Genomic DNA, 21,336 nt, shown 5'->3' on the forward strand with positions numbered 1-21,336 from the left:
TTTCGAGGTTTGCCGTGTTTCCGGCGTTCAGGTTCGGATCCAAAACGACAGGGTTTCGGCTAATTGTTCGGCGTCCAGGTACTCGTGTGCCAGCAATTCGTCCGAAACCGCAGCGATCGCCGCCCAGCACAGGTCGTCGCTCAGGTGGTGGTGCAACCATACCACGATCGCTTCCAAAAGTCTCGTGCGACGTCTCGGGTCCGGGATCAATGATTCGCTGCGTTGCCACGCCCAGGCCCAGTCGTGTTGCCAAGGAGCGAAGGTGGCCGGGTGAAGTTTTTCACCGCGATAGATCATCTCGGCGACGGGACCGGCGAGAATGGTCAGCACTTCACGTTGAACTTGCCAGTCGCAGCCCGCGTCGACACGCCCCCAATTGACGTGGCAGTCACCGAACCGTTCCGGCAACCAGTCGTCCGCTTCACCGTACAGCCCGACCGATTCGATTTCCCCGCCCAGCACATAGCCCACGACCGCATGGCCGGCTTCGTGGTACGCGGTCAATGTTTCGTCGTCGTGCATGGTGAAGGGGAGGGACTGAAGATGGCAGAAAAATGGTGGGCAGGAAAATGGGGGAGAGGAGACAAGAAGAGGGGTGACAAGAAAATGCAGCGGAAATCAACTCGCCCCTGAAATCTCAAACCTGAAACCTGAAACCTGAAACCTGAAACCTGAAACCTGGAACTCAACCCCCAGACTCGATACCTTACTGTCATGGCTGATTTGATTGCACAGGGACCGCAGAATTATCATCGCTGGCGTCGGGAGATTCCCGATGCGACGACGGGTCGTGACTTGGTCATCGGTCGCAGCGATGCGGATTGGAATGTGCCTTGGGACCCGATGATTTCTCGGGCGCATGTGCGTCTGATTCCGCAGGCCGACGGGCGGATCGAAATCATGGCGGTCGCATCGGCGCGCAATCCGGTCTACCACCAAGGTCGTCATGCGCTTCGTTTTGTGTTGGTCCCGGGGGACCACTTTGTGATCGGCAAGACGACGTTCACGTTGGCGGCGGCGACGAGCAACCGTTCGCCCGAGCGACTTCGGGATGCGGCCGGTGAGGAAGGACTGGGTGTTACCGAAAACGTGTTTGATCACGTGGCGCTGCGACGCAAGCACTTTCGCGACGTCAACTCGCGGATCGATGTGCTGACGCGGTTGCCCGATTTGATCGCCAGCAGCGACAGCGATCAAGAGTTGCTCGTCCGCGTGACGAGTGTCTTGTTGCAATCGACGCCCTCGGCCGAAGCCGTCTCGATTTTGTCTGCCGCGGAATTGAAGACGGACCCGGACGCCCCGATCGAAGTGCTGCACTATGACAACCGCAGCGCTACGCTTGGCGGTTCGCCGATCAGTCGACGACTGGTCAAGCGTTCGATGGAAAAGCGGGAAAGCATCTTGAACGTTTGGGCCGGGGGAGATTCCCAGTACACGACCAGTGCGTTCACGGCGCGGGAAGACGTGGATTGGGCGTACTGCGTTCCGCTGCGAACCGAAGCCTGTCACGGTTGGGTGATTTACATCACGGGGAAACTTCCCGACACCGAGACGACCGGTTCGGGAAAGCCGCTGGACGTTTCCGAACAGCTTCATGATGACGTCAAGTTTGCCGAACTGGTCGGAACCACGATGGCCAGTCTGCAGCAGAGTCGCCAATTGCAGCGTCGCCAAGCGGCGATGCGCAACTTTTTCGCGCCGGTCGTGATGCGTGCGCTCGCCGGCGGCGACACCGCCAAGGTGCTACAGCCGCGCGAGGCGGACCTGACGGTCATGTTCTGTGATCTCCGCGGGTTTTCACGACGCAGCGAACAGGACTCGCAAAAACTGTTGCAGTTGTTGTCCGACGTCAGCGACGCGCTGGGCGTGATGACCAAACACATTCTCGGTTACGACGGTGTGATCGGTGACTTTCACGGCGATGCATCGATGGGGTTTTGGGGCTGGCCGTTGGCGCAGGACCAATCCATCCTCCAAGCAGCCAGCGCCGCGTTGGCGATTCAAGCCGAATACCATCGCTCGGATCTCGGGTTCCGTTGCGGGATCGGGTTGGCCCACGGTCGCGCCGTCGCCGGGCAGATCGGCACCAAGGATCAGGTCAAGGTGACGGCATTCGGGCCGGTCGTGAATCTATCCAGTCGGCTGGAATCGATGTCCAAGCGATTCGGGGCCGAGATCATCTTGGACGAAGCGACGCGGGCGGGGATCGTGGCGTCGGGGCAACAGCAATTCAAATTGCGTCGATTGGCCAAGGTCCGCCCCGCCGGGTTCACGTCGCCGGTGGAAATTTCGGAATTGATCGGTGAAGCGGCGATCGGGACACATCAAGTGACCGATGCGTTGATCGCCGATTACGAAGCCGCGCTGGATCTGTTTTGCGGCGGTGACCTGGACGCGGCGTTGAAACAATTTCGTTCCCTGCCGACCTGGGACGGGCCGACACAAATGATGGTCAAACAGATTCTTTCGGGGGACAGCGACGGCGAGGTGATCGAGCTGCCGAAATGATCGTGGGATCATCCGCACGATCCGGTTTCCATTCAGTCGGGTGGTGGTTCGTACGTTCTGTTGTCAAGTTACGTGGCAAGGCGTGCCGACGACCGCGCCGGATTTTTATCACTTTGCCACCGCCGCGAAATGACTGCCTACGAATTGATTGACGATCTGTTTGCCTACAACCGCTGGGCCAACGCGAAAATTGCCACGCTCTGCCAGGGACTGCGCGATGCGCAACTCGATGCGAAACGCGAAATCGGTTTTGGCACGCTGCGCGGCACCCTGTTTCACCTGTTGACGGCCGAGCGGGTGTGGATGGAGCGTTGGACGGGCGCCCCGTGGCGGCCGTTTCCGACCGACCCGGACGGCATGTCGTTGGACGAGTTCTCCGCCGGGTTGGCCGAAGTCGCCGCGCAGCGACGGTCGCTGATCGAAATCCATCGCGCCACGCGCTGGCGTGAACGGATCACGTATCAGGACAGCAAGAAAACCGAGTTCACGCACTCGCTGTTCGATCTGCTGCTTCACGTCGCCAACCATGGCGTTCACCATCGCGCCCAAGCCTTGCACTTCTTGAAACAATTCGATCGGACGGTTCCCGCCGGTCTGGACTACATCTTCTATCGCTTGGCGGCCTCGACGGTGGAGCAGTCGCCCGAGTCCGTCCGGCAGCTGCAAGCGTTCGGGTTAGATGTCGCCACGGTCCCGACGCCGGACCCACGCTACGATGCCGCCTTGATCGAACGGCTTTTCCAGTACCAGGACTGGGCGAACATCGAAATCCTGTCGATGGCTGACACGGTCGAAGTCGCCGCGCTCGATCGCGACTTCCAGATGGGTTGCGGGACGATTCGGAAATCGTTGCTGCACCTGATGGATGCCGATCGTTGGTGGGTGGACAACTGGAACGGCCGCGCGAGTGCGTTTCCCCATTCCGCCCCCGAGACTCCGTTGGTGGCGATCCGTGAGGCCTGGGCAAAAGTCGCAAAACAGCGAAACGAGTTTCTGGCCGGCGTCGATTCGACCGTCGCGATGGACGTCGTCACCATCAAACCCGACGGACCGCCGACGGCATTTCGGATCGGCGAATCGGCGCTGCACGTCGCCCTGCATGGAACACACCATCGGGCCCAAGTGATCAACATGCTGCGCCGTTCCGGGGGACGCATCCGAGATCTCGATCTCCTGTATTGGCCCGCGCTCGCGTCACGCTGAAGCGTCAACGACCGGACTGTTGCCACAGCCAGTGGATGGCCCGGCCGATTTCGTTTTCGTGTTCGTCGGTCGCGATTCCGTCATGGTCCAAACCCTCCATGACTACCAACCGTTTGGGGCCCGGCAGCGCGTCAAAGACTTCCATTTGCAACGGCGGCGGCACCAATTGGTCCCGCTCGGATTGCAGCATCACCGTCGGGACATGGGCCAGGGGCGCCGTCAACGACAGATTCATTTCCGCCGGAACGCTCTCGGCAATCGCATCGGTCAAATGCCCCAGCGGGTATCGCCGCGCGACGCGTTTGACGGTTTGAATCAACGGTGGCGGGTTGCGCAAAATCAACCCCTCGATCTGCACGTTCGTCTGTGACGCCAGGTACGTCGCCGTCGCACAGCCGAGCGAATTGCCGATCAACCAAATCCGCGGACGCCGGGCCGGCAGGCCGCTGGTGACCAGGGACCAAAATCGTGACGCGCGGTGGGCGATGTTGGCCAGCGTGGCGCGGCCGCTGCTGGCGCCATATCCGGGCGCGTTCCAGGTACAGATCTTGACCGTCGCTTGGGGAAGGAATCGGCACGGCCAATCCGATGCCCGCTCGGCCCGTCCCGCCGTGCCGGGAAATTTCAGAATCATCAGGTCCAGCGGTTGATGATCGGGCGACAGTTCGCCGGTCGTTCCATCGCCCCGCGCCCGGCGGTACTCGACGAAATATTCGTCCGTGACACGATCGACGGTCACCAACACCCGTTCTTTCGGCGCATAGACCAACTCGTTTCGCGACGGCCGCAAAACGAAACGGTTCAAGAGATGACGACGAAAGGAACGTATCATGCAAGCATCCGCTAAAGTGAGAGCAGGTTCCACAGCCCGGAATAATCATCTCTCCAATGCAGAATCGTATCGTCTTTCTCCCACGCCTCAAATGCCGGACTCAATCGAAGTTGTTCGGCGACCTCCACATTTTCCGTCAAGAGCACCCAGGTGGAACTGTAAACGCCTGTCGATTCGTCTTTGTCATTGCTCACGCGGATCGATTGCCAATCAAGACTGTCCGCCAAGCCGCGGACGACGGGGCCGAGGTCGAGAAAACGATTCGAGATGTGGATTGCCAGGATGCCATCTGCGGCGAGGTGCCGGCGATAAATCTCCGCACATTCGGTGGTCAGCAGATGGACCGGAATGGCGTCGCTGCTGAACGCGTCGATCGCCAGCACGTCAAAGTGTTGCCGCCGGTTCTCGCGCAGTTCCCGTTCCATGACGATTCTCGCATCGCCGATGCAAACTTTCGTTCTGGCGGCGGAATCCTGCAGATAGGTGAAAAATCGGCCGGACAGTTCTTGCACGGCGGGATTGATTTCGTAGAACCGGAAATCGTCGTTCGCTTCTCCATAGGCGGCGATCGTGCCCGTCCCCAGCCCGACGACTCCGACATGAATCGACTGGTCTGCCTGCGCACGCGCCTGCTTGCCCGCCTGTTTGCGCGCTCGCGCTGTTTCGATCGCAAGCCCCAATCCGCTCGCCCTGCCATAGTAGGTCGTCGGCTGCCTTTTCCAATCGTCATCGGCGTACTGAAAACCATGCTGGATCTGACCGTGTTCCAACCTGAACTTCGCCGGCATCGGGGACTCGTCATCGTCCCGAGCGGGCACGTAGTCGACATTTAAGACGCCATAAAAGTTGCGCGACCTGTGGACCACGGCGTGTGAATGTGAATCGAGGGTTTCCCAAAAGTCGTATCCCAGGATCGCCACCAACGTGAGGAGGGGCGCCCCGAACCAGATGCCCAGCGATGGCCGATCGGACGAGCGAAGTTTTCGGATCATCCACTCCGCCATCATGCCACCGAGTCCCACCAGCAGCAGCGTCCAGGTTTGCGCCCTGGTGACGACGTCGTGCTCAGACGCCAGGGCGAGCAAGATCATGGCGTACGCCAGAATCGCGACGCGGATCAACTGGCTCTGACGTTGCTCACTGAAATGCCTCAGCCCCCACAAGGCAACCAGGGCGACGGCCCAGGCTGCCATCGAAATCGCCGCGAACCGCAGGCTCAGGCCAGCGGTCATCACGTCGGGCATTCGCCACGCTCCCCAAGCCACCAACCAGCCGATGGGCAACGCCGCCGATCCGCACCAGGTCCAAGTCGATACCGAACGCTCGCTGCGTGTGCCGACGGCGATCAGTCCCAAGAAGATCAAGCTGCCGAAGCCGCCAAGCCATGCGACTTCGTCGATCGCATCCAGGGACTCGTGATGGGGCTGCCAGAGAACCGCAATCGCTGCAACGGTCGTCGCAAACGCTCCGCCGGTCCAGGTCCAAAAATCGCTTGACGGTGCCACGTCCCAGGCTCGTTGTCGGCAGGCGGCCATCAATGCAAACACGCAACACGCCACCAGACTGATCTGAAACTCCCAGTACCCCGTGAACAAATTCGTGGCCAGGATGGCGACAAACAGCCCGCCCAGGACACCGCCGGCAGAAATCAGCAGGTAAAAAAGCGTGAGGTAGCGTGGGTCTGGGCGGGAGTGGACAAGTTCACCATGGACCGCCATGCAGCAAGCGAACAGGGCGGCGGAAAAGATGACGACTTGCTTTGCCAACTCCAAATCGGGACCCGACGAAATCGCCCAGCACGCCAGCGGTCCGCAGACCAGCAACAACAATCCAAAGGCGCGTCGATCATACCACTGTGGACGATCAAAACAGATGATGAAAGAAATCAAATACAGACTCAGCGGCAGGATCCAAAGAAACGGGACCGTCGCGACATCGATGCAAAGCTGGTTCGTGGTCGCAAGCAGCATGGCCGATCCGCACGCCGACAGGATCAGCCACAGGAACACGACGATCCAGCCAGGTTTTTGGGGTAACGAAGGTTCGACCGTCGGCTGCTCGGCAACTTGATCACGCTGAATCGGCATCGCATCGTGTTTCAACATTCCGGCCGCACACCAAGCGGCAAAGCAGGCAAAAACAACGTACAAGGACGTCCATGAGACGCTTTGCTGTTGCAGCGTGAACCGGGGTTCGATCACAAACGGGTAGCTGAGCAGTGCCAGCAGTGAACCGATGTTGGACAGCGCGTACAAGCGATAGGGCGAGCGGTCCGGCGAAGTCTGACTGAACCACTTCTGCATCAAGGGGCCCGTCGAGGCGAGCACGAAGTACGGACCGCCGACCGTTGCGATCAAGACCAACAGAATGCGGGCCAGGGGCGATTGATCGGGCAGCGGTTTCCAAGTTTCATCCGGAGCGATCGGCAACAACAACACGGACGCTGCCAGGACCGCCAGGTGGACCCATGCCTGGGAACGAACCGAGAGCTTGGCGCAAATCAGGTGCGAGTAGAGATAGCCGCCCAACAGTGCCGCTTGAAAAAATAGCATGCAGCTCGTCCAAATCGACGGCCCTCCGCCGAACCATGGCAAAATAAAGCGTCCGATGATCGGCTGTACCTGAAACAGCAAAAATGCACTGGTGAAGATCGTCAGAGCATAACGGAGCATAGAATGACTTGATCAGCATGGTGTAAGACGTGCAGCACGCACATCAAAGGATTGCCAGAATGGACCGCCGCCCTTCGAGCGCGAGAGCATTTTTAGATTTCAACGAAGCATGTCATCAGGGGTTTGCAGGCTAATGTACGACAGCCTTTCCAGGCTGTCGCTGGTTTCGACGGCCTGGAAAGGCCGTCGTACTTTCTCGGGCGCCAGCGCGTTCGGCTCACACGATGACACCGCAACTTTCCTGCCAACGTGCTTAGAATACCAGGATCACAGCAATCAGATGGCCCTTTGGGTGTCAGCGGTGTCTATATTGAATGCAGCGAAACGCAATTGGCTCGCCGTTCTTCACACGCGTCGAATCTAGGGGTGACTCGATCGTGACTGATTCAAGTGTCACCAGGCTGCTACGCAGAGCGACCAGCGGAGAACGCAGGGCGGCGGATCGGCTTCTGGCGCGGTACCGAGACCGGCTGAATTTGATGGTGAAGGTGCACATGGACCACCGATTGGCGGGACGACTGGACGCCTCGGACGTGGTTCAAGACACGCTGCTGCGCGCCGCACAGCGATTGACGGAGTTCGACAAGGCGTGTGTTCCGTTTTACGTCTGGCTTCGACAGATCGCCAGAGATCGTCTGTCGGAACTCTACGAGCGGCATGTCAGTACGAAGAAACGTTCGGTCTTGCGCGAGCAGGTTTGGGGGCTTTCCCAGGACTCGATGGCACGCATGGCGATCCAGCTTGGCGGGGCAACCGGCGGCTTGATCGAGGGCGCGATCAAAAAGGAAATGCTACAGCGTCTCCATCAAGCCCTGGATCAATTGCCCGATCAGCAACGTGAAATCCTGGTCATGCGACACCTGGAACAAATGAAAGTGGCGGAAATTGCGGTCGCCTGCGGGTTGAGTGAAAGCGCGGTGAAAATGCGTCAATTGCGCGGCGTCGAGCGATTGCGGAAAATCCTTTGCCGTGACGATTCGGGATCGCGTCCATCGTCTCGAGGTCCTTGAAGGAGTGTCTGATTCACCCATGAGTTCTTCGGCTGACGCATCAGACTCCGAATCGGACCTCGCGGATCTTGTCGACCAGATCATCGATCAACTGCGGTCCGGCGGTGACATCGATACGGTCGAGTACATCCGCCGTTTTCCCAAGCATGCCGACCGGATCGAACAGTTGATCCCGACGCTGCGCTATCTCGGTGAAGTGAACGATGTCACGACCGATGGTTCTTTAACGAATGATGCCGACCTCAGTGCGAATCTTGATCGCTCGGACGACGCGCCGCTGTTCAAGCAGTTGGGCGACTTTCAAATTGTTCGCGAAATCGGCCGCGGCGGGATGGGGATCGTTTACGAAGCGAACGAGATCTCATTGGATCGACGGGTCGCGCTCAAGGTGCTTCCATTTGCGGCGATTTCGAGCGAACGTCAGTTGGCCCGATTCAAGGTCGAAGCGCAGGCGGCTGCCGGACTGCACCACACCGGAATCGTTCCCGTCTATTCGGTCGGGTGTGATCGTGGCGTGCACTACTACGCGATGCAGTACATCGATGGCACCAGTTTGGCCCTGGTGCTGAGGGAGGCTCGGCTCGCGTCGACCAGGCAATCCGGTTCGATCGGTGACTTGGGGGCTGCCGGAGAAGCCGAAACGCTGCGTGATTCGTCCGACGGCCAACCATCCGAACCTTCGAGTCGAGCCCGCGGCGAGTCCACAAGTGGCTCTGAATCTGCGACCGACGCACGGCAACATTTTCGTTCGATGGCAAATCTAGCGATCCAGGCCGCCGAGGCGCTCGAGCATGCCCATCAAAGTGGAGTGATTCATCGGGACATCAAACCGGGTAATTTGCTCTTGGACCGCCAAGGCAAGTTGTGGATCACCGATTTCGGGCTGGCCCGCATTGAACAAGATTCCGAGTTGACGATGACGGGCGATCTGGTCGGAACACTCCGGTACATGAGTCCGGAACAGGCGACATCGAAAAGCTCCGCGGTCGATCATCGCTGTGATGTGTATTCGTTGGGCGCGACGCTCTATGAATTGCTGACGCGTCGACCGGCCTTCATCGGAGACGACCGACAAGAACTGCTTCGCAAAATCATCAGTGTCGATCCCGTCGCGCCGTCCAAATGGAACCCTCGCGTCCCGGGCGACCTTGAGACGATCGTGATGAAGGCGATGGAAAAAGATCGCGATGCCCGATATGTCGACGCGCAGTCGATGGCAGACGACTTGCGTTGTTACTTGGAAGATCGCCCGATCGCGGCACGGCGTCCCTCGAGCCTCGCCCGGATCCGTAAATGGGGGCGACGCCATCCGGCAATCGTCCGGTCATCCTTCGCGATGCTTGCCGTGATCGCACTGGCATGGCTGATCGGCAGCGTGCTGCTCGTTCGGCAGACGACCAAGACGCAGGTCGCTTTGTCGCAAGCCGAGGAGAATTTTGAACGGTCCGAGTTGAATCGCGCGAAAGCAGAAACGGCAATCGGCCGCCTCGAGCGCCTGCTGTATGTCCGCGGTTTAGGCCTGGCCGCCAAAGCCTGGCGCGAAGGTGACGGCGCGGGTGCGGCGGCGCTGATGCGTTCCAACCCGGCCTATCAATCGCAGCCGGAACTGCGAGGGTTCGAGTGGCACTTTCTGGATTCGTTGTTGTTGCCGCCCGACAATGTTGTCTTCCGGTCCGATCAGGAATTGACCGCCGCGGCCGTTTCTCGCGACGGCACGCTGATCGCGATCGGTGACGCCGAGGGAACGATTCGCTTGATGCGAGAATCCGGAACGCCGTTGCGACTGGATGGGCACGATGGTCCGGTTCACGCCTTGGATCTGGACATCAACGACCAGCGTTTGGCGAGTTGCGGCGCAGACGGCACCGTCCGCATCTGGGACGTCGCGAGCGGACAAGAAGTCGGCGTGATCGAATCAGGGCATGATGGGAAACCCGTGTTTGCCGTTCGCTATTCGCACGACGGAAAATCCTTGGCAAGCGGAGGTGGCGATGGAAACGTGCGCCTTTGGGATCCGATCACCATGAAGCAGCGTTTGGCGCTGGTCGGGCACCGTCGCGATGTCCGCACGGTCGCGTTCGCCGCCGATGATGCGACGATCGCGTCGGGAAGCAACGACCGCGACGTTCGAATCTGGCGTGTCGCGACCGGCGAATCGATTCGATCGCTGCGCGGCCATACCGGGATGGTCCTTTGCACCGCGTTCACCGCAGACGGGCGCTACCTGATCAGCGGAAGCAACGACCACACGATTCGGTTCTGGGATCACGCCACCGGCGAGGAAGTTTGCGTCGTCCGCCAGCACCGCGACGGCGTTCAATCGCTCGCGATCCTCGCCGACGGTGGCATCGTTGCCGGTGATCGAGGCGGCAATCTGCGGATCTGGCGAATTCGCGGCAGGAAACCCGTGGATCGATTTCGTAATGATGGATTCTTGAGATTCTTGTCGGTTCAATTGTCGCCCGACGGGAAGTCATGGGCAGGACTGACAGCGGATGGGAATTTGATCTTACGTGATCTGGCGTCCCAACGAACCCGCGTCTTATTGAGCAACCTCGCGGTTCAGATCCCACTCGCCGAACGCGAACAGTTGGCGTTTTCTCCCGACGGATCGCGACTGTTCTGCGTGGATCGAATCGTGACGCTGCCGTCCAATTGGGACGATGCATTGCAACCGCCGCTCAAGCTGAAGATCCCCGTGGGCGCCCCCGGATGTTTCGCGCCGGAGGGAAAGTCCATCGCTGTGGGCCGGGACGGATCGATCCAGTCGTATGACGCAGAAACAGGGAAACAGTTACGCGAATTCGATTCTCCGATCAAAACGATCACGGGGCTGCGATTCTCCCATGACGGCCATCAGTTGTTCGGTTGGGCAACCGAGGGGCCGATCGTCCGTTGGGATTGGCCGGGCGGGAATGTCGTCGAAACGATCGACCATCCCCACGATCAAATCATTGACCTGGAACCCTCGCCCGACGGAAGCGGGATCGTGACGTGCGGAGCCGACGGTGCTGTCGCCGTTCGAGATGAGCAGACCTTGCGGTGGCGAGAGTTGGATCTTGGCGAGCGTCACTGCAGCAGCGTCAGTTGGTTCGACCGGGGAACCTCGCTCGCGTTGACCGCACCGGGGTTGCAGGATTTCCTTTACCGGTTGCGGCCGGACGGATTCATCGAAACACTTGCGGACAATCAGGGTGCCGAGCAAACGGAGGTTTTACAGCGACATCGTCTGTTTCTCAGTAACGTTCGGGGCGTCAGAGTCGAAGTACGGGACCTCGACCGACTCGAAGTTACCTCCGACAAGAACGAACTGCTGCAAGGTCACACCGATCGGATTTGGTCTCTCTCGGTCACGGGTGACGGAGAGCAGATGCTCACCGCCAGCCGCGACGGAACGCTCCGTCGCTGGTCCCAACCGGTCGACCGCTGGCAATGGCTTTCGCGACGCCGCCACCTCGACTTTCGCGTCGATGACTTCGCCTGGTCAGACGATCAGACGACGCTGGGAATCGCAGAGATCGGACGCGGTCTGATTTATCAATGGCCAGAAGGAAACCTGCGGCATCATTATCGATGGTGGGGGAAATCCGGGCTCGGCGTCATGGGATTTGCGTTTGAGTCGGTCGCGGTGGCCCCCAACGGCGGTCGGCTCGTGACCGGGCACCGTGACGGTTCCATCCGGTTCTGGGACCCATCACCGGGCCCGCCGATTCACGTCATCCAGGCGATGGAAATTGATGCCGGCGTGACAGCGATCACCCTCTCGCAGGACGGACGATGGTTGGCCGCCTGCAGTCGGCGTGGGAATGGATTGAAAGTCTTTGGCACGGCAACGTGGCAATCGACGTGGTCCGCGTCGGCGGATGATTGCGATGACTTTGTGTTTTCGTCCGATGGGCAATGGCTGGCGTATTGCGATGGCCGAGAGGCGGTCGTCGTCTCGACGGAGCCTTTCCGCGAAGTCAGACGATTTGCCGACCATTCCCTAACAGTGAACGGGTTGGCGTTTTCACCCGACAACCGGATGCTGGTGACTGCCTGTGAAGATCGCAAGTTACGGATCTGGAATCCGGGAACGGGGGAATTGCAAGGAACGCTCACCGGGCACGCCGCATCGATCGGTCGAGTCACCTTCTCGCCCGACGGGGCAACGCTCGTGTCCGGTGATTCCGACGGCGTGATCAAATTGTGGCACTTGGCGACGGGCCAGGAACTCTACACGCTTGCCGACCTTGATTTCGGAATCGACAAACTCTCCTTCGATGCCAGCGGTCGCGTCCTGGTCGCCCTCTCCTCCGACGGCCACGTCCACGTTTTCGACGCGGCCTCGCGGCCATAGCGCGGCCGTGGGAGAGGCTTCCAGCCTGTCATGCGGGAATCGACAGGCTGGAAGCCTCTCCCACTAATTTTCGCTCGATCTGACAAAACGCGACATTTTTTTGGTGACGTTCCGGGTCGCTTTTCCCGGATCAGTCCTGGGGCCATTTCATTCCAGCAGTCCGGTGCGCTTTGGGGATCCAAGCACGTCGGCATGCTCGATGCCGGAGGTTCTCGATCGATGCCGCAAAACATCATTTCTGGATGGCCGTTCTTGGCCTCCGGCAGGTTGTCGACGCTCGCGGTGTCTTTATCTCTGAACTGGGGCTTCTCGCGACGCGATCCAGTTCACTTGTAAGAGGTTTTTGATGTTTCAACCCCGTCGAAAGTTGCAGCGTCGACTGAGCAAACCGCAGCGACGCCGGCTGGCCGCCGGTCTGCAAACACTGGAGCGACGACACCTGCTGGCTGCTGGCGTGCTTGCGTCGCCTTTTCCGCCAACCATCGATTACGCCGAGTTTTCCGACGTGAGTGATCTGACTCTGGTTGCCGACACGAGCGCGACGCCGGAACGATTGCGACTGACGACGGCAACCCTGGATGTGGGCGGGGCGGCGTGGCATCACGACAAACAATACGTGTCGATCGGCTTTGAAACGACGTTTCAATTCCAAATGAGCGAAGGTAACGATGGTGAAAACGGTGGCGGCGCCGGTTTCGCCTTCGTCATCCAGAACAACCCCGCGCCGGTCGCCAAAGCGAGCCATTTGGGCTATCACCAAGCCGCCAATAATCTCGCGATCGAATTCGACACGGTCCAGGAAGCGAGTCTCAATGACCCCAGCGACAGCCACGTCAGCGTTCACTCACGAGGTCCCGCGCGAAACCACTGGAATGAAAACTTCTCGCTCGGATCATTCAATACCTCTGGTTCCAGGCTCGATGACGGCAATGTTCACACGGCCAAGGTCACGTACTCGCCGGGAACGATGGAGATCTACTTGGACGATCTTGCGACGCCTCAATTGGTTATTCCGTTGAACTTGGAGGAGTTGCTTGACCTTGACCACGGCCGGGCGACGGTTGGATTCACGGCGTCGGCGGGCGGTGGAATTCAGAACCACGACATTCTCAGTTGGACCTTCGCCAACACCGAAGACACGTCCAGCACGCTCAGTATTCTGGATTCGGGTCTCATCGAAGGTGATTCCGGTTCGGCAAGCCTCGACTTGACGTTGCAACGATTGGGCGATGTGTCTGCGTCAGCCACCGTCGCTTGGGCTACTGAGGCGGACACCGCGAATGCCGATGACGATTTTGCCTCGTCACAAGGCCAAGTCATCTTCTTGCCAGACGAAACCGAGAAGACGATTTCGGTGCCCGTCTTCGGTGATACCGACGAGGAGACGAATGAGACCTTTCATGTCTCGATCCAAGTCACCGAGGGAACGCTTGCCGTCGTCGATGGGACTGCCATCGGCAGCATCTTCAATGACGACGTCAGCATCTCGGTCGCCGACGTTACCGTGACCGAAGGCGATCAACAGTATCGCTTCATCGGTTCTGCGGTCGATACGACGGCCGTCAGTATCAATGCGATCCGGAAAGCGATCATCCGACCGGACGGCTACCTGTATTTGAATTCCGAAGTGCCCCCGGAAATCCTTCGCTACGACGCCGACACGGGGGTGTTCATCGACCGCTTTGCCACGATGCCGAATTCGGAACAAGCGACGTTCCGAGATTTTAATTTCGGTCCCGATGGGGATCTGTATGTCATTGATCGCAAGCCGGGCTATCGAGTGCTGCGGTTTGACGGAACGAGTGGCGCGTACCGGGGCGAATTCGTTGCATCGCGTTCGGGAGGATTGGATAGCCCCAAGACATTCGTTTTTGGCAGCGATGGCAATCTGTATGTAGCGAGCCATGGCGACAAAGTGCTGGAGTACCAAGGTCCTTTCGGATCCGAGCCGGGAGCCTTCCTTGGTGAATTCGTTTCCGGCAGCGGACGCCCGGACACGCCCGACAACTTGACTTTCGGTCCAAACGGAGACCTGTTTGTTGGCTATTCGAATACGGTCGACCGCTACAACGGAACCACGGGCGCCTCTTTAGGCACCTTCGTTCAGCCGGGTTCCGGAGGATTGAATCGACTCTTTCAAGGTGGGCTGATTTTCGGGCCGGACCGGAACGGTGATGGCCAAACCGACCTGTATGTGACCAGTGGCAGTACCGATGAAGTCCTGGTTTACGATGGGAACGATGGGAGTTACATCGAGCCCCTCTTCTCGGCCGGCTTGGGCGGCCTGGATCTGCCGGCCGGGCTCACCTTCGACGGTGACGGCAATCTGCTGGTTGGCAAAGTCGGCGGCGATGACGATCTGATGCGCTATGGAATCCAATCGCAAGCCGTCTTTACCGTTTCGCTTTCCAAGCCATCTGGTGTTCCCGTGACGGTCCAGTACACCACCGCCGACGGGACCGCCCAGTCCGGTGACTACACGCCGGTCAGTGGGACACTCACGTTTCCACCTGGAGTGACTTCGCGCACCATCATCGTGCCTACCGTCGACGATGCAGTGTTCGAGTCGACCGAAACCTTCGAGTTGCTTCTTTCCAACCCGACCAACGCTTCACTCGATGACGCGATTGGAATTGGTACCCTAGCCGATGACGAGGTGCAGCAACCGCCGACGATCGACTACCCCGATTTTTTTGATGTCAGTGATTTGAACCTTGTGGGGCATGCGTTCACAACGTTGGACGACCGGATGCAGCTATCGGACACGGGGCTTCGCCAAGGAAGCGTCTGGCATGCTGAACAGCAAACGGTCTCCACCGCTTTCGAAACACAGTTTGATTTTGTCCTGGCATCCAACGTTCGATCGTTCTCATTTGTGATTCAGAACAGTCGCCCTGAAATGCTTGGCGGAGACGCCGGTTTCAACGCGATTCCGAACAGTCTTGCGATCGAATTCGATACCCATCGAGGGTCAAAGGACAACGACCCCGACAACAACCATGTCAGCATTCAATCACGGGGGATTGAACACAATCACGCCAGCGAAGACTATTCGCTTGGCACGGCCACCATTGTTCCGGATATGAACGATGATCTGCCGCACACCGCAAAGATACGCTACGAGTCTGGCAATTTGCAGGTCTTCGTTGACGACTTGATGACGCCGGCTCTGTCCGTCAACGTCGATATCGACGATTTGCTTGATCTTGATTTCGGCCGGGCTTGGGTCGGATTCGCTGCGGGAGGCAATCGACACGAAATCTTGAACTGGCAGTTCCGTCCGCTGGTGGACCTGAGCACAACGATCGGAATTCACGACGCGGAGATTTTGGAAGGAGACAGCGGAACGCGGCAACTTGTATTGGAAGTTCAACGGAACGGCCCTGCGGAAGCAAGGGTTCAATGGCAGACGACCGACAATTCGGCGGTGGCGGGAGTTGACTATACGGCTGCATCCGGAACGATTGAATTTGTAGCAGGAGGCCCCGATGTCCAGCAAATCGCCGTGCCGATTCATGGCGATCTCACCGAAGAAGCGTTCGAATCGCTGTTCGTCCAGATTGATATGACATTAGGTCAGGCAATCATCGTCGATGACCAAGCCATCGGCACGATTCTGAATGATGATGCATCGCTTTTCATCAGCGATGCATCGGCCGTCGAGGGAGACCCGACGTTCACGTTTACCGACGAATTTGTGCCGCCGGCAATCGATGGGCTCTGGGTGATGTCGCGTGGACTGGATGTCGGTCCAGACGAAAATCTATACGTCACTGTCGAACAAGGGCCGTATCCGGGAGCAGTGCTGCGATACGATGGCCAGACCGGTGAATTCATGGGGGTGTTTGCCGCGCACAATGAACTCGATGGTGCCAAGGACATTGAATTTGGTCCCGATGGCAACCTGTACGTGACCAACAACCGTACCGACAAGATTCTGCGATTCGACGGAACGACCGGAGAATTCATCGACGTCTACGTTCCAGCCGGAGGCGCCCTCAGTATCCCGCGTGCCATCGTGTTTGGAACGGACAACAACCTGTATGTCGCCAACGGGGAATCCGACGAAATCCTGCGTTACCAAGGCCCGCTGGAGCAAGACCCTGGGGGATTGATCGACGCATTCGTGACAGCAGGCGACGGGGGGATGGACAATCCAACCACGTTGGCCTTTGGCCCCGACGGGACGCTCTACGTCGCCAGTGGAGCCCATGCCGTCTACAACAACAGCATTCTAAGATTCGATGGAACAACAGGTGACTTCATCGATGCCTTCGACGTTTCCGGAACCTCAACGCTGGCACTGGTTCCAACCGCCGGGCTGATTTTTGGCCCCGACCTGAATGGTGATGGTGTCGGCGAACTGTACGCGAGCAACGGTGACGGTCCCGCGGAGATTTTGGCGTTCGACCCCACGACCCGCGCGCTGCTTGATAGGGTCGTGGAATCGGGGGCTGGAGGATTAAGCGATCCCAAGGGCTTGGCGTTCACGTCTGACGGTGACTTGCTGGTTGTCAGCTCTGGCACACGCAACATTTTGCGATATTCCAGTCGTAATCGAGCGGCATTTGCGGCGATGCTGTCGTCACCCGTTGGCCAGACCGTCGAAGTTGACTTTGTCACCACCGATGGGACTGCGAATTCAGCCAGCGACTACGTTTCCACCAGCGGCACGTTGACCATTCCAAGAGGGATGACCAGCCGAACGATCCAGGTTTCGACCATCGATGATCCGCAGTTTGAATCGGACGAAACATTTCAGTTGACGCTTTCCAACGCAGTGGGTGCCGCGATCTCTGACGGTACCGGTGTTGCGACCATCCTCAACGATGACATCGCTCCACTGGACTTTGGCGATGCCCCGGCGAGCTACGGGACATTGATTGCCGACGACGGTGCCGTCCACGTCGCAGTGGGACCGCAGTTGGGAGCGCAGCGCGACAGCGAAGACGATGGCATTCCATCGGTCGATGCTGACGGGGACGATGTCGACGGATTAACCGATGACGAAGACGGGGTGTTGTTCGGCACGCTCAAGCTTGGTCAAACGATGGCCGCTGTGAACATCGAATTGCAGGGCAGCGGCGATGCCTGGATCGATGCCTGGATAGACTTTGACGCAGATGGAGTGTGGGACGCGAGCGAAAAAATCCTTGACAGTGCAAGCGTAAACTCCGGTCTTCAGACACTCAACTATGCCGTTCCGACAACGATGGCGCTCGGTGAAACTTACGGTCGGGTTCGAGTCAGCACGACCGGCGGCCTTGAACCAACAGGGTTTGCCGACGACGGCGAAGTCGAAGATTACTCGATCACGATCCGCGAAGACGTGGTGTATGTCGCCCAACCAGCGGAGAACGACATCACCGTCAGGCTCGCGGGGGAAAACGTCGAAGTGATCGACAACGACAACGGCGCAGCGCTGTTGGCAAGACCGATCGCGACGACGCAGTCGCTTCAATTGACCGGCACGACGGGTGACGACACGTTTATCGTCGACTACGGCGAGGGTGGTATTTTTTCGCTGCCAGACGGGATCGAGATCGACGCGGCAGGCGGTTCCGACTCGGTCGTCATCCGGGGTACGGGAACGTCCACCGCGACCCTGCGATCACCCGACGGGACACTTGCCGGCGCCATCGTGCAGGTGAATGATGCGTCACAAGTCAACGAAGTCCGACTCGCAGGCGTCGGTCCGACCAGTGTGCATGCGATGCAATCGATCCAGATCGATGGTTCGCTCAACGTCGCCCATCAAGTGTTGTCACTCGCGGCGACAAGCTCCATCACACTTGGCACGATGACGGAATTCGCGGGCGGCAGAATCGAAACGAGCGGTCCCGTTACGATCGGCGGCACGTTGAAGTTTCGTCCGCCGGTGGGGGTGACTCCAGACGTCGGAGACGCCTTCGTGTTGGTGACCGCGACGGCGCTGAGCGGTGAGTTCACGAGCCTGGACCTTCCCACACCCCCGCTCGGTGCCGACTGGGATTTGAAGGTGGGCGCGACCGAAGTTCGATTGACCTTGGTGGATCTGGCCGAAGTCGGCGTGTTGACGCTTGGCAGCGGCAGCAGCACGACGCAGCGGTCAACCGTCACCCAAGTTGACATCACCTTTGATGGTCTGGTGGACGTCGATGCGGACGCATTTGAATTGCGCAAGCAAGGTTCCCAGGGCGGTCTGGTTACCACGGCGTTCACGCTCACAACGGACGCTCAAAACAACTCGGTCGCGACCCTCACCTTCAGCGGGCCGCTCACGCGTGGTGCGATCGGTGCGCTCGTTGACGGAAATTATCAGTTAGCGATCGACCCGACAAAAGTACGTCGAACTGGAACCTCCGTCTCGCTCGACGGTGACGGCGATGGACTTCGAGGCGGCGACTACGTGATTGGCACGTCGGCAACGGACCAGTTTTTTGCCCTCTACGGCGACAGTGACGGAGACCGTGATGTGGACGGACAGGACTACGGACGATTCGGATTGACGTTCTTGAAGACCGCAGGAACTCCAGGATTCAATCCCGACCTGGACTTCGATGGCGACGGAGACGTCGACGGGCAAGACTACGGACAATTCGGTCTGCGATTTCTGAGGCGGATCTGAGTCGGGTAACGAGAAATCGACATGTTTTTTTAACCACGTTTCACCACCGATCGTTCACTTTCAAGGACTCAGAAGGTTCAGCCATGAATGACACTCCCGGCCCGGGTTGGTATCGATTGTTTCAAAAGATTGCCTTGGCGATTGGCCTGGCGGCTGCATTGCTCGGTTTCTTGATTCAGAACTCGGCAGTTTGGGGAGCCGGATTGGTGATTCTGGTGCACGCCTTGATCGCAACGGTCGTCATTGCCGTTGAAGATCGGTGCGCAGCAAATGAACGGGGTTAAGCAACGATCAACGGACGGGAAGAACGCCCGGCGGTTGCAGATCGACTCTCCTCGCCCGTTTCACCGCTGCGGTTTGATCGCCAACCATGTCGCGGACCATGGGTGACATGCATTGGGGTATAAATTTACGCCGACCGTTGACGCCATCGATCCTCCCCGACGGAATTCCCCCTGATGCTGCTCCGAATGAATGCCCGTGTGGTTTTGCTGGCCGTCTTGCTGGCCGTGTCAACGTGTCCGGTTTCTGCTGGCGAGGATGGGACGGCTGTGGCTGGCCTGTCGGTCGTTGACTTTTTGCCCAAGGGGTATGTTCGAGTCGGTCCCAATCGAGTGGTTCGAGTGATCTGGCCACAATGCCCGGTCGCCGAAGGTACACTGTGCGAACGTCGCTCTGCCGGCGGATTCGAAGCCGTCGCCTCACTGTTTCTCCTTCCTCGAATCGTCTGACCTTCATGAAGAGTTTCCTCACGGTCTTTTTGTTCCTGCTCGTTCCCGCCGCGATCCATGCCGAGGATCTTGATTCCAAGCGACAAACAGTAGTCAGTACACCGGGGTTGGTCGCGTTCTGGGATTTTGTCAAACGAGAACCGGACGGCGGGCATCGCTTTCTGGCGCACGTTCCCAGCGGTTCGTCGACCGAGTATCCGCTCGACGTGGCGAATTACGTGAAGGATTACTGGGGACAGGGACGCGCGGCGTCGTATGCCGATTTTCCGTTGCTCGGACGGGGGCCGTTTGGACAGGCGATTCGAATTCGCAAAGAGACCGATCCGAATTTCAGACCGTTCTTGTTTGTGCCCCGTTCGCGACTGCACGACACACCACTGGATATCAAGGGCGACGACCGATCGGTTTCCGTGGTCGTGTGGGCGATTCGCGAGAGCGGGAATCATGCCCTGGCGGGAATCTGGCACGAAGGCACCGACCTGCACCAGAAAGAGACGGCCGGCATTCGCAAGGTGGAACGTGGACAGCGGCAATATGCGCTGTTTGCCGGACTGAACAAAGCCGGCAGCGCCTGTGGTCACGTTTCTGAAAATGGAGCCAGTTCGTTTTTGAACAAGTACGCGCTGCACAAATGCAATTCACTTGGTCAGTCACCCGAGGTTCCCGCCGATTCGTCGCTCGATGTCTTGGATCGCTCGTGGCATTGCTTCGCCATGACGTTCGATCACCGGCGCGATGAACTGACCGGTTGGCTGGATGGACAATCGGGCGATCGCTGGCTGGAAAACCCCCGTCGCGGTGGGCTGCTCCAATCCGCTTACAACGCCTACATGCAAGGCCACTGGCACCGCACGCCCGGCAAGCAGCCCGGCGAAGACCCGAGTTTTCCAAAAGACCAGTTCTACAATCCGCCCGAGGACCATCCCCTTTCCGTCAAAGTCCTCTCCGAGACGGCGGACCAGCGGACGGAACAGCGCGAGTACCGGTTCACCAAAGTCAACGTCACACTCAAGGCCAATGCCGACGGAAGCTTCACCGAAACCGCACGGGATCTGGTCGCGCTGAGGCTCAATCCGTGGTGGTACCCGCACGGCATCTACACGCCCAGCGACGACGGCAGTGGCGGCCCCTTCACCATCGGCCGCGTCATTCACAGCTCGCGCAGCGTCGGTTTTACCGGGTGGATCGGTGGCGTCGCGGTGTTTGATCGGGCATTGAGTGCCGAGGAGTTGGCGACGCTGACGAATCTATCCCAGCAGTAGGGCGTGTCACGCTTGGTGCAACCCTGGCCAAGCGGGGTGTTTCTTGTTAGCGGCAGGGCGCGAGCCCTCTGGTCTTTCACGGTGTTTTTGGAACGCGACCGGGCGGCTCGCGGGCTGTCGTTTTTGTGAGCCGCGACGCGTCAGCGGCCGGGCACTGCGACGCTGCCCGAGG

Annotated in this window: 10 protein-coding genes; 7 read left to right on the forward strand and 3 right to left on the reverse strand. The window is 59.0% G+C overall.

The genetic code is table 11. The features are described 5' to 3' along the window. Nucleotides 1–27 precede the first annotated feature (27 nt). The gene (locus Enr13x_RS01215; RefSeq protein WP_145384332.1) at nucleotides 28–522 is read right to left on the reverse strand and encodes a cell division protein FtsH; all 495 of its coding nucleotides are present in this window, start codon (nucleotides 520–522) and stop codon (nucleotides 28–30) included. Nucleotides 523–714: 192 nt separating this feature from the next. On the opposite strand from Enr13x_RS01215, the gene Enr13x_RS01220 reads away from it, so the two are divergent. Together Enr13x_RS01220 and Enr13x_RS39310 are read left to right on the forward strand one after the other, a co-directional pair. Continuing rightward, nucleotides 715–2,508 carry an adenylate/guanylate cyclase domain-containing protein gene (locus Enr13x_RS01220; RefSeq protein ID WP_145384333.1) on the forward strand — a complete coding sequence of 598 codons (1,794 nt, stop codon included), beginning with the start codon at nucleotides 715–717 and terminating at the stop codon, nucleotides 2,506–2,508. Nucleotides 2,509–2,637: 129 nt separating this feature from the next. Next, complete coding sequence (locus Enr13x_RS39310; RefSeq protein ID WP_145384334.1) at nucleotides 2,638–3,711, forward strand: DinB family protein; 1,074 nt, start codon at nucleotides 2,638–2,640, stop codon at nucleotides 3,709–3,711. 4 nt (nucleotides 3,712–3,715) lie between these two features. Here the strand turns inward: Enr13x_RS39310 and Enr13x_RS01230 are convergent, their stop codons facing one another. Next, nucleotides 3,716–4,543: an alpha/beta hydrolase gene (locus tag Enr13x_RS01230; protein WP_231744035.1), complete on the reverse strand. Its 828-nt coding sequence runs from the start codon at nucleotides 4,541–4,543 to the stop codon at nucleotides 3,716–3,718. An 11-nt stretch (nucleotides 4,544–4,554) separates the two neighbouring features. Then, on the reverse strand, nucleotides 4,555–7,215 hold the full coding sequence (locus Enr13x_RS01235; RefSeq protein WP_145384336.1) for a fused MFS/spermidine synthase: 2,661 nt from the start codon (nucleotides 7,213–7,215) through the stop codon (nucleotides 4,555–4,557). A gap of 377 nt (nucleotides 7,216–7,592) precedes the next feature. Here Enr13x_RS01235 and Enr13x_RS01240 point away from each other — a divergent pair, with 377 nt between their 5' ends. From Enr13x_RS01240 to Enr13x_RS01260, 5 genes are all read left to right on the forward strand, one after another. Then, complete coding sequence (locus tag Enr13x_RS01240) at nucleotides 7,593–8,225, forward strand: sigma-70 family RNA polymerase sigma factor (RefSeq protein ID WP_197455692.1); 633 nt, start codon at nucleotides 7,593–7,595, stop codon at nucleotides 8,223–8,225. Between the two features lie 19 nt (nucleotides 8,226–8,244). Then, a complete protein-coding gene (locus Enr13x_RS01245; protein WP_145384338.1) occupies nucleotides 8,245–12,564 on the forward strand; it encodes a protein kinase domain-containing protein in 4,320 nt (1,439 codons plus the stop codon). 346 nt (nucleotides 12,565–12,910) lie between these two features. Further along, a complete protein-coding gene (locus tag Enr13x_RS01250; protein WP_145384339.1) occupies nucleotides 12,911–19,171 on the forward strand; it encodes a Calx-beta domain-containing protein in 6,261 nt (2,086 codons plus the stop codon). An 83-nt stretch (nucleotides 19,172–19,254) separates the two neighbouring features. Further along, a complete protein-coding gene (locus Enr13x_RS01255; protein ID WP_145384340.1) occupies nucleotides 19,255–19,455 on the forward strand; it encodes a hypothetical protein in 201 nt (66 codons plus the stop codon). A 452-nt stretch (nucleotides 19,456–19,907) separates the two neighbouring features. Further along, nucleotides 19,908–21,164 carry a LamG domain-containing protein gene (locus Enr13x_RS01260; protein WP_145384341.1) on the forward strand — a complete coding sequence of 419 codons (1,257 nt, stop codon included), beginning with the start codon at nucleotides 19,908–19,910 and terminating at the stop codon, nucleotides 21,162–21,164. Nucleotides 21,165–21,336: the final 172 nt, after the last annotated feature.

The sequence above is a fragment of the Stieleria neptunia genome (assembly GCF_007754155.1).
GTDB lineage: Bacteria > Planctomycetota > Planctomycetia > Pirellulales > Pirellulaceae > Stieleria > Stieleria neptunia.

What these genes read in the sequence shown, in the direction of transcription:
- Enr13x_RS01220 (WP_145384333.1), top strand. Translation starts at nt 715, where the DNA reads ATGGCTGATTTGATTGCACAGGGACCGCAGAATTATCATCGCTGGCGT.
- Enr13x_RS01235 (WP_145384336.1), bottom strand. Translation starts at nt 7,215, where the DNA reads ATGCTCCGTTATGCTCTGACGATCTTCACCAGTGCATTTTTGCTGTTT.
- Enr13x_RS01245 (WP_145384338.1), top strand. Translation starts at nt 8,245, where the DNA reads ATGAGTTCTTCGGCTGACGCATCAGACTCCGAATCGGACCTCGCGGAT.
- Enr13x_RS01255 (WP_145384340.1), top strand. Translation starts at nt 19,255, where the DNA reads ATGAATGACACTCCCGGCCCGGGTTGGTATCGATTGTTTCAAAAGATT.
- Enr13x_RS01215 (WP_145384332.1), bottom strand. Translation starts at nt 522, where the DNA reads ATGCACGACGACGAAACATTGACCGCGTACCACGAAGCCGGCCATGCG.
- Enr13x_RS01250 (WP_145384339.1), top strand. Translation starts at nt 12,911, where the DNA reads ATGTTTCAACCCCGTCGAAAGTTGCAGCGTCGACTGAGCAAACCGCAG.
- Enr13x_RS01230 (WP_231744035.1), bottom strand. Translation starts at nt 4,543, where the DNA reads ATGATACGTTCCTTTCGTCGTCATCTCTTGAACCGTTTCGTTTTGCGG.
- Enr13x_RS01260 (WP_145384341.1), top strand. Translation starts at nt 19,908, where the DNA reads ATGAAGAGTTTCCTCACGGTCTTTTTGTTCCTGCTCGTTCCCGCCGCG.
- Enr13x_RS39310 (WP_145384334.1), top strand. Translation starts at nt 2,638, where the DNA reads ATGACTGCCTACGAATTGATTGACGATCTGTTTGCCTACAACCGCTGG.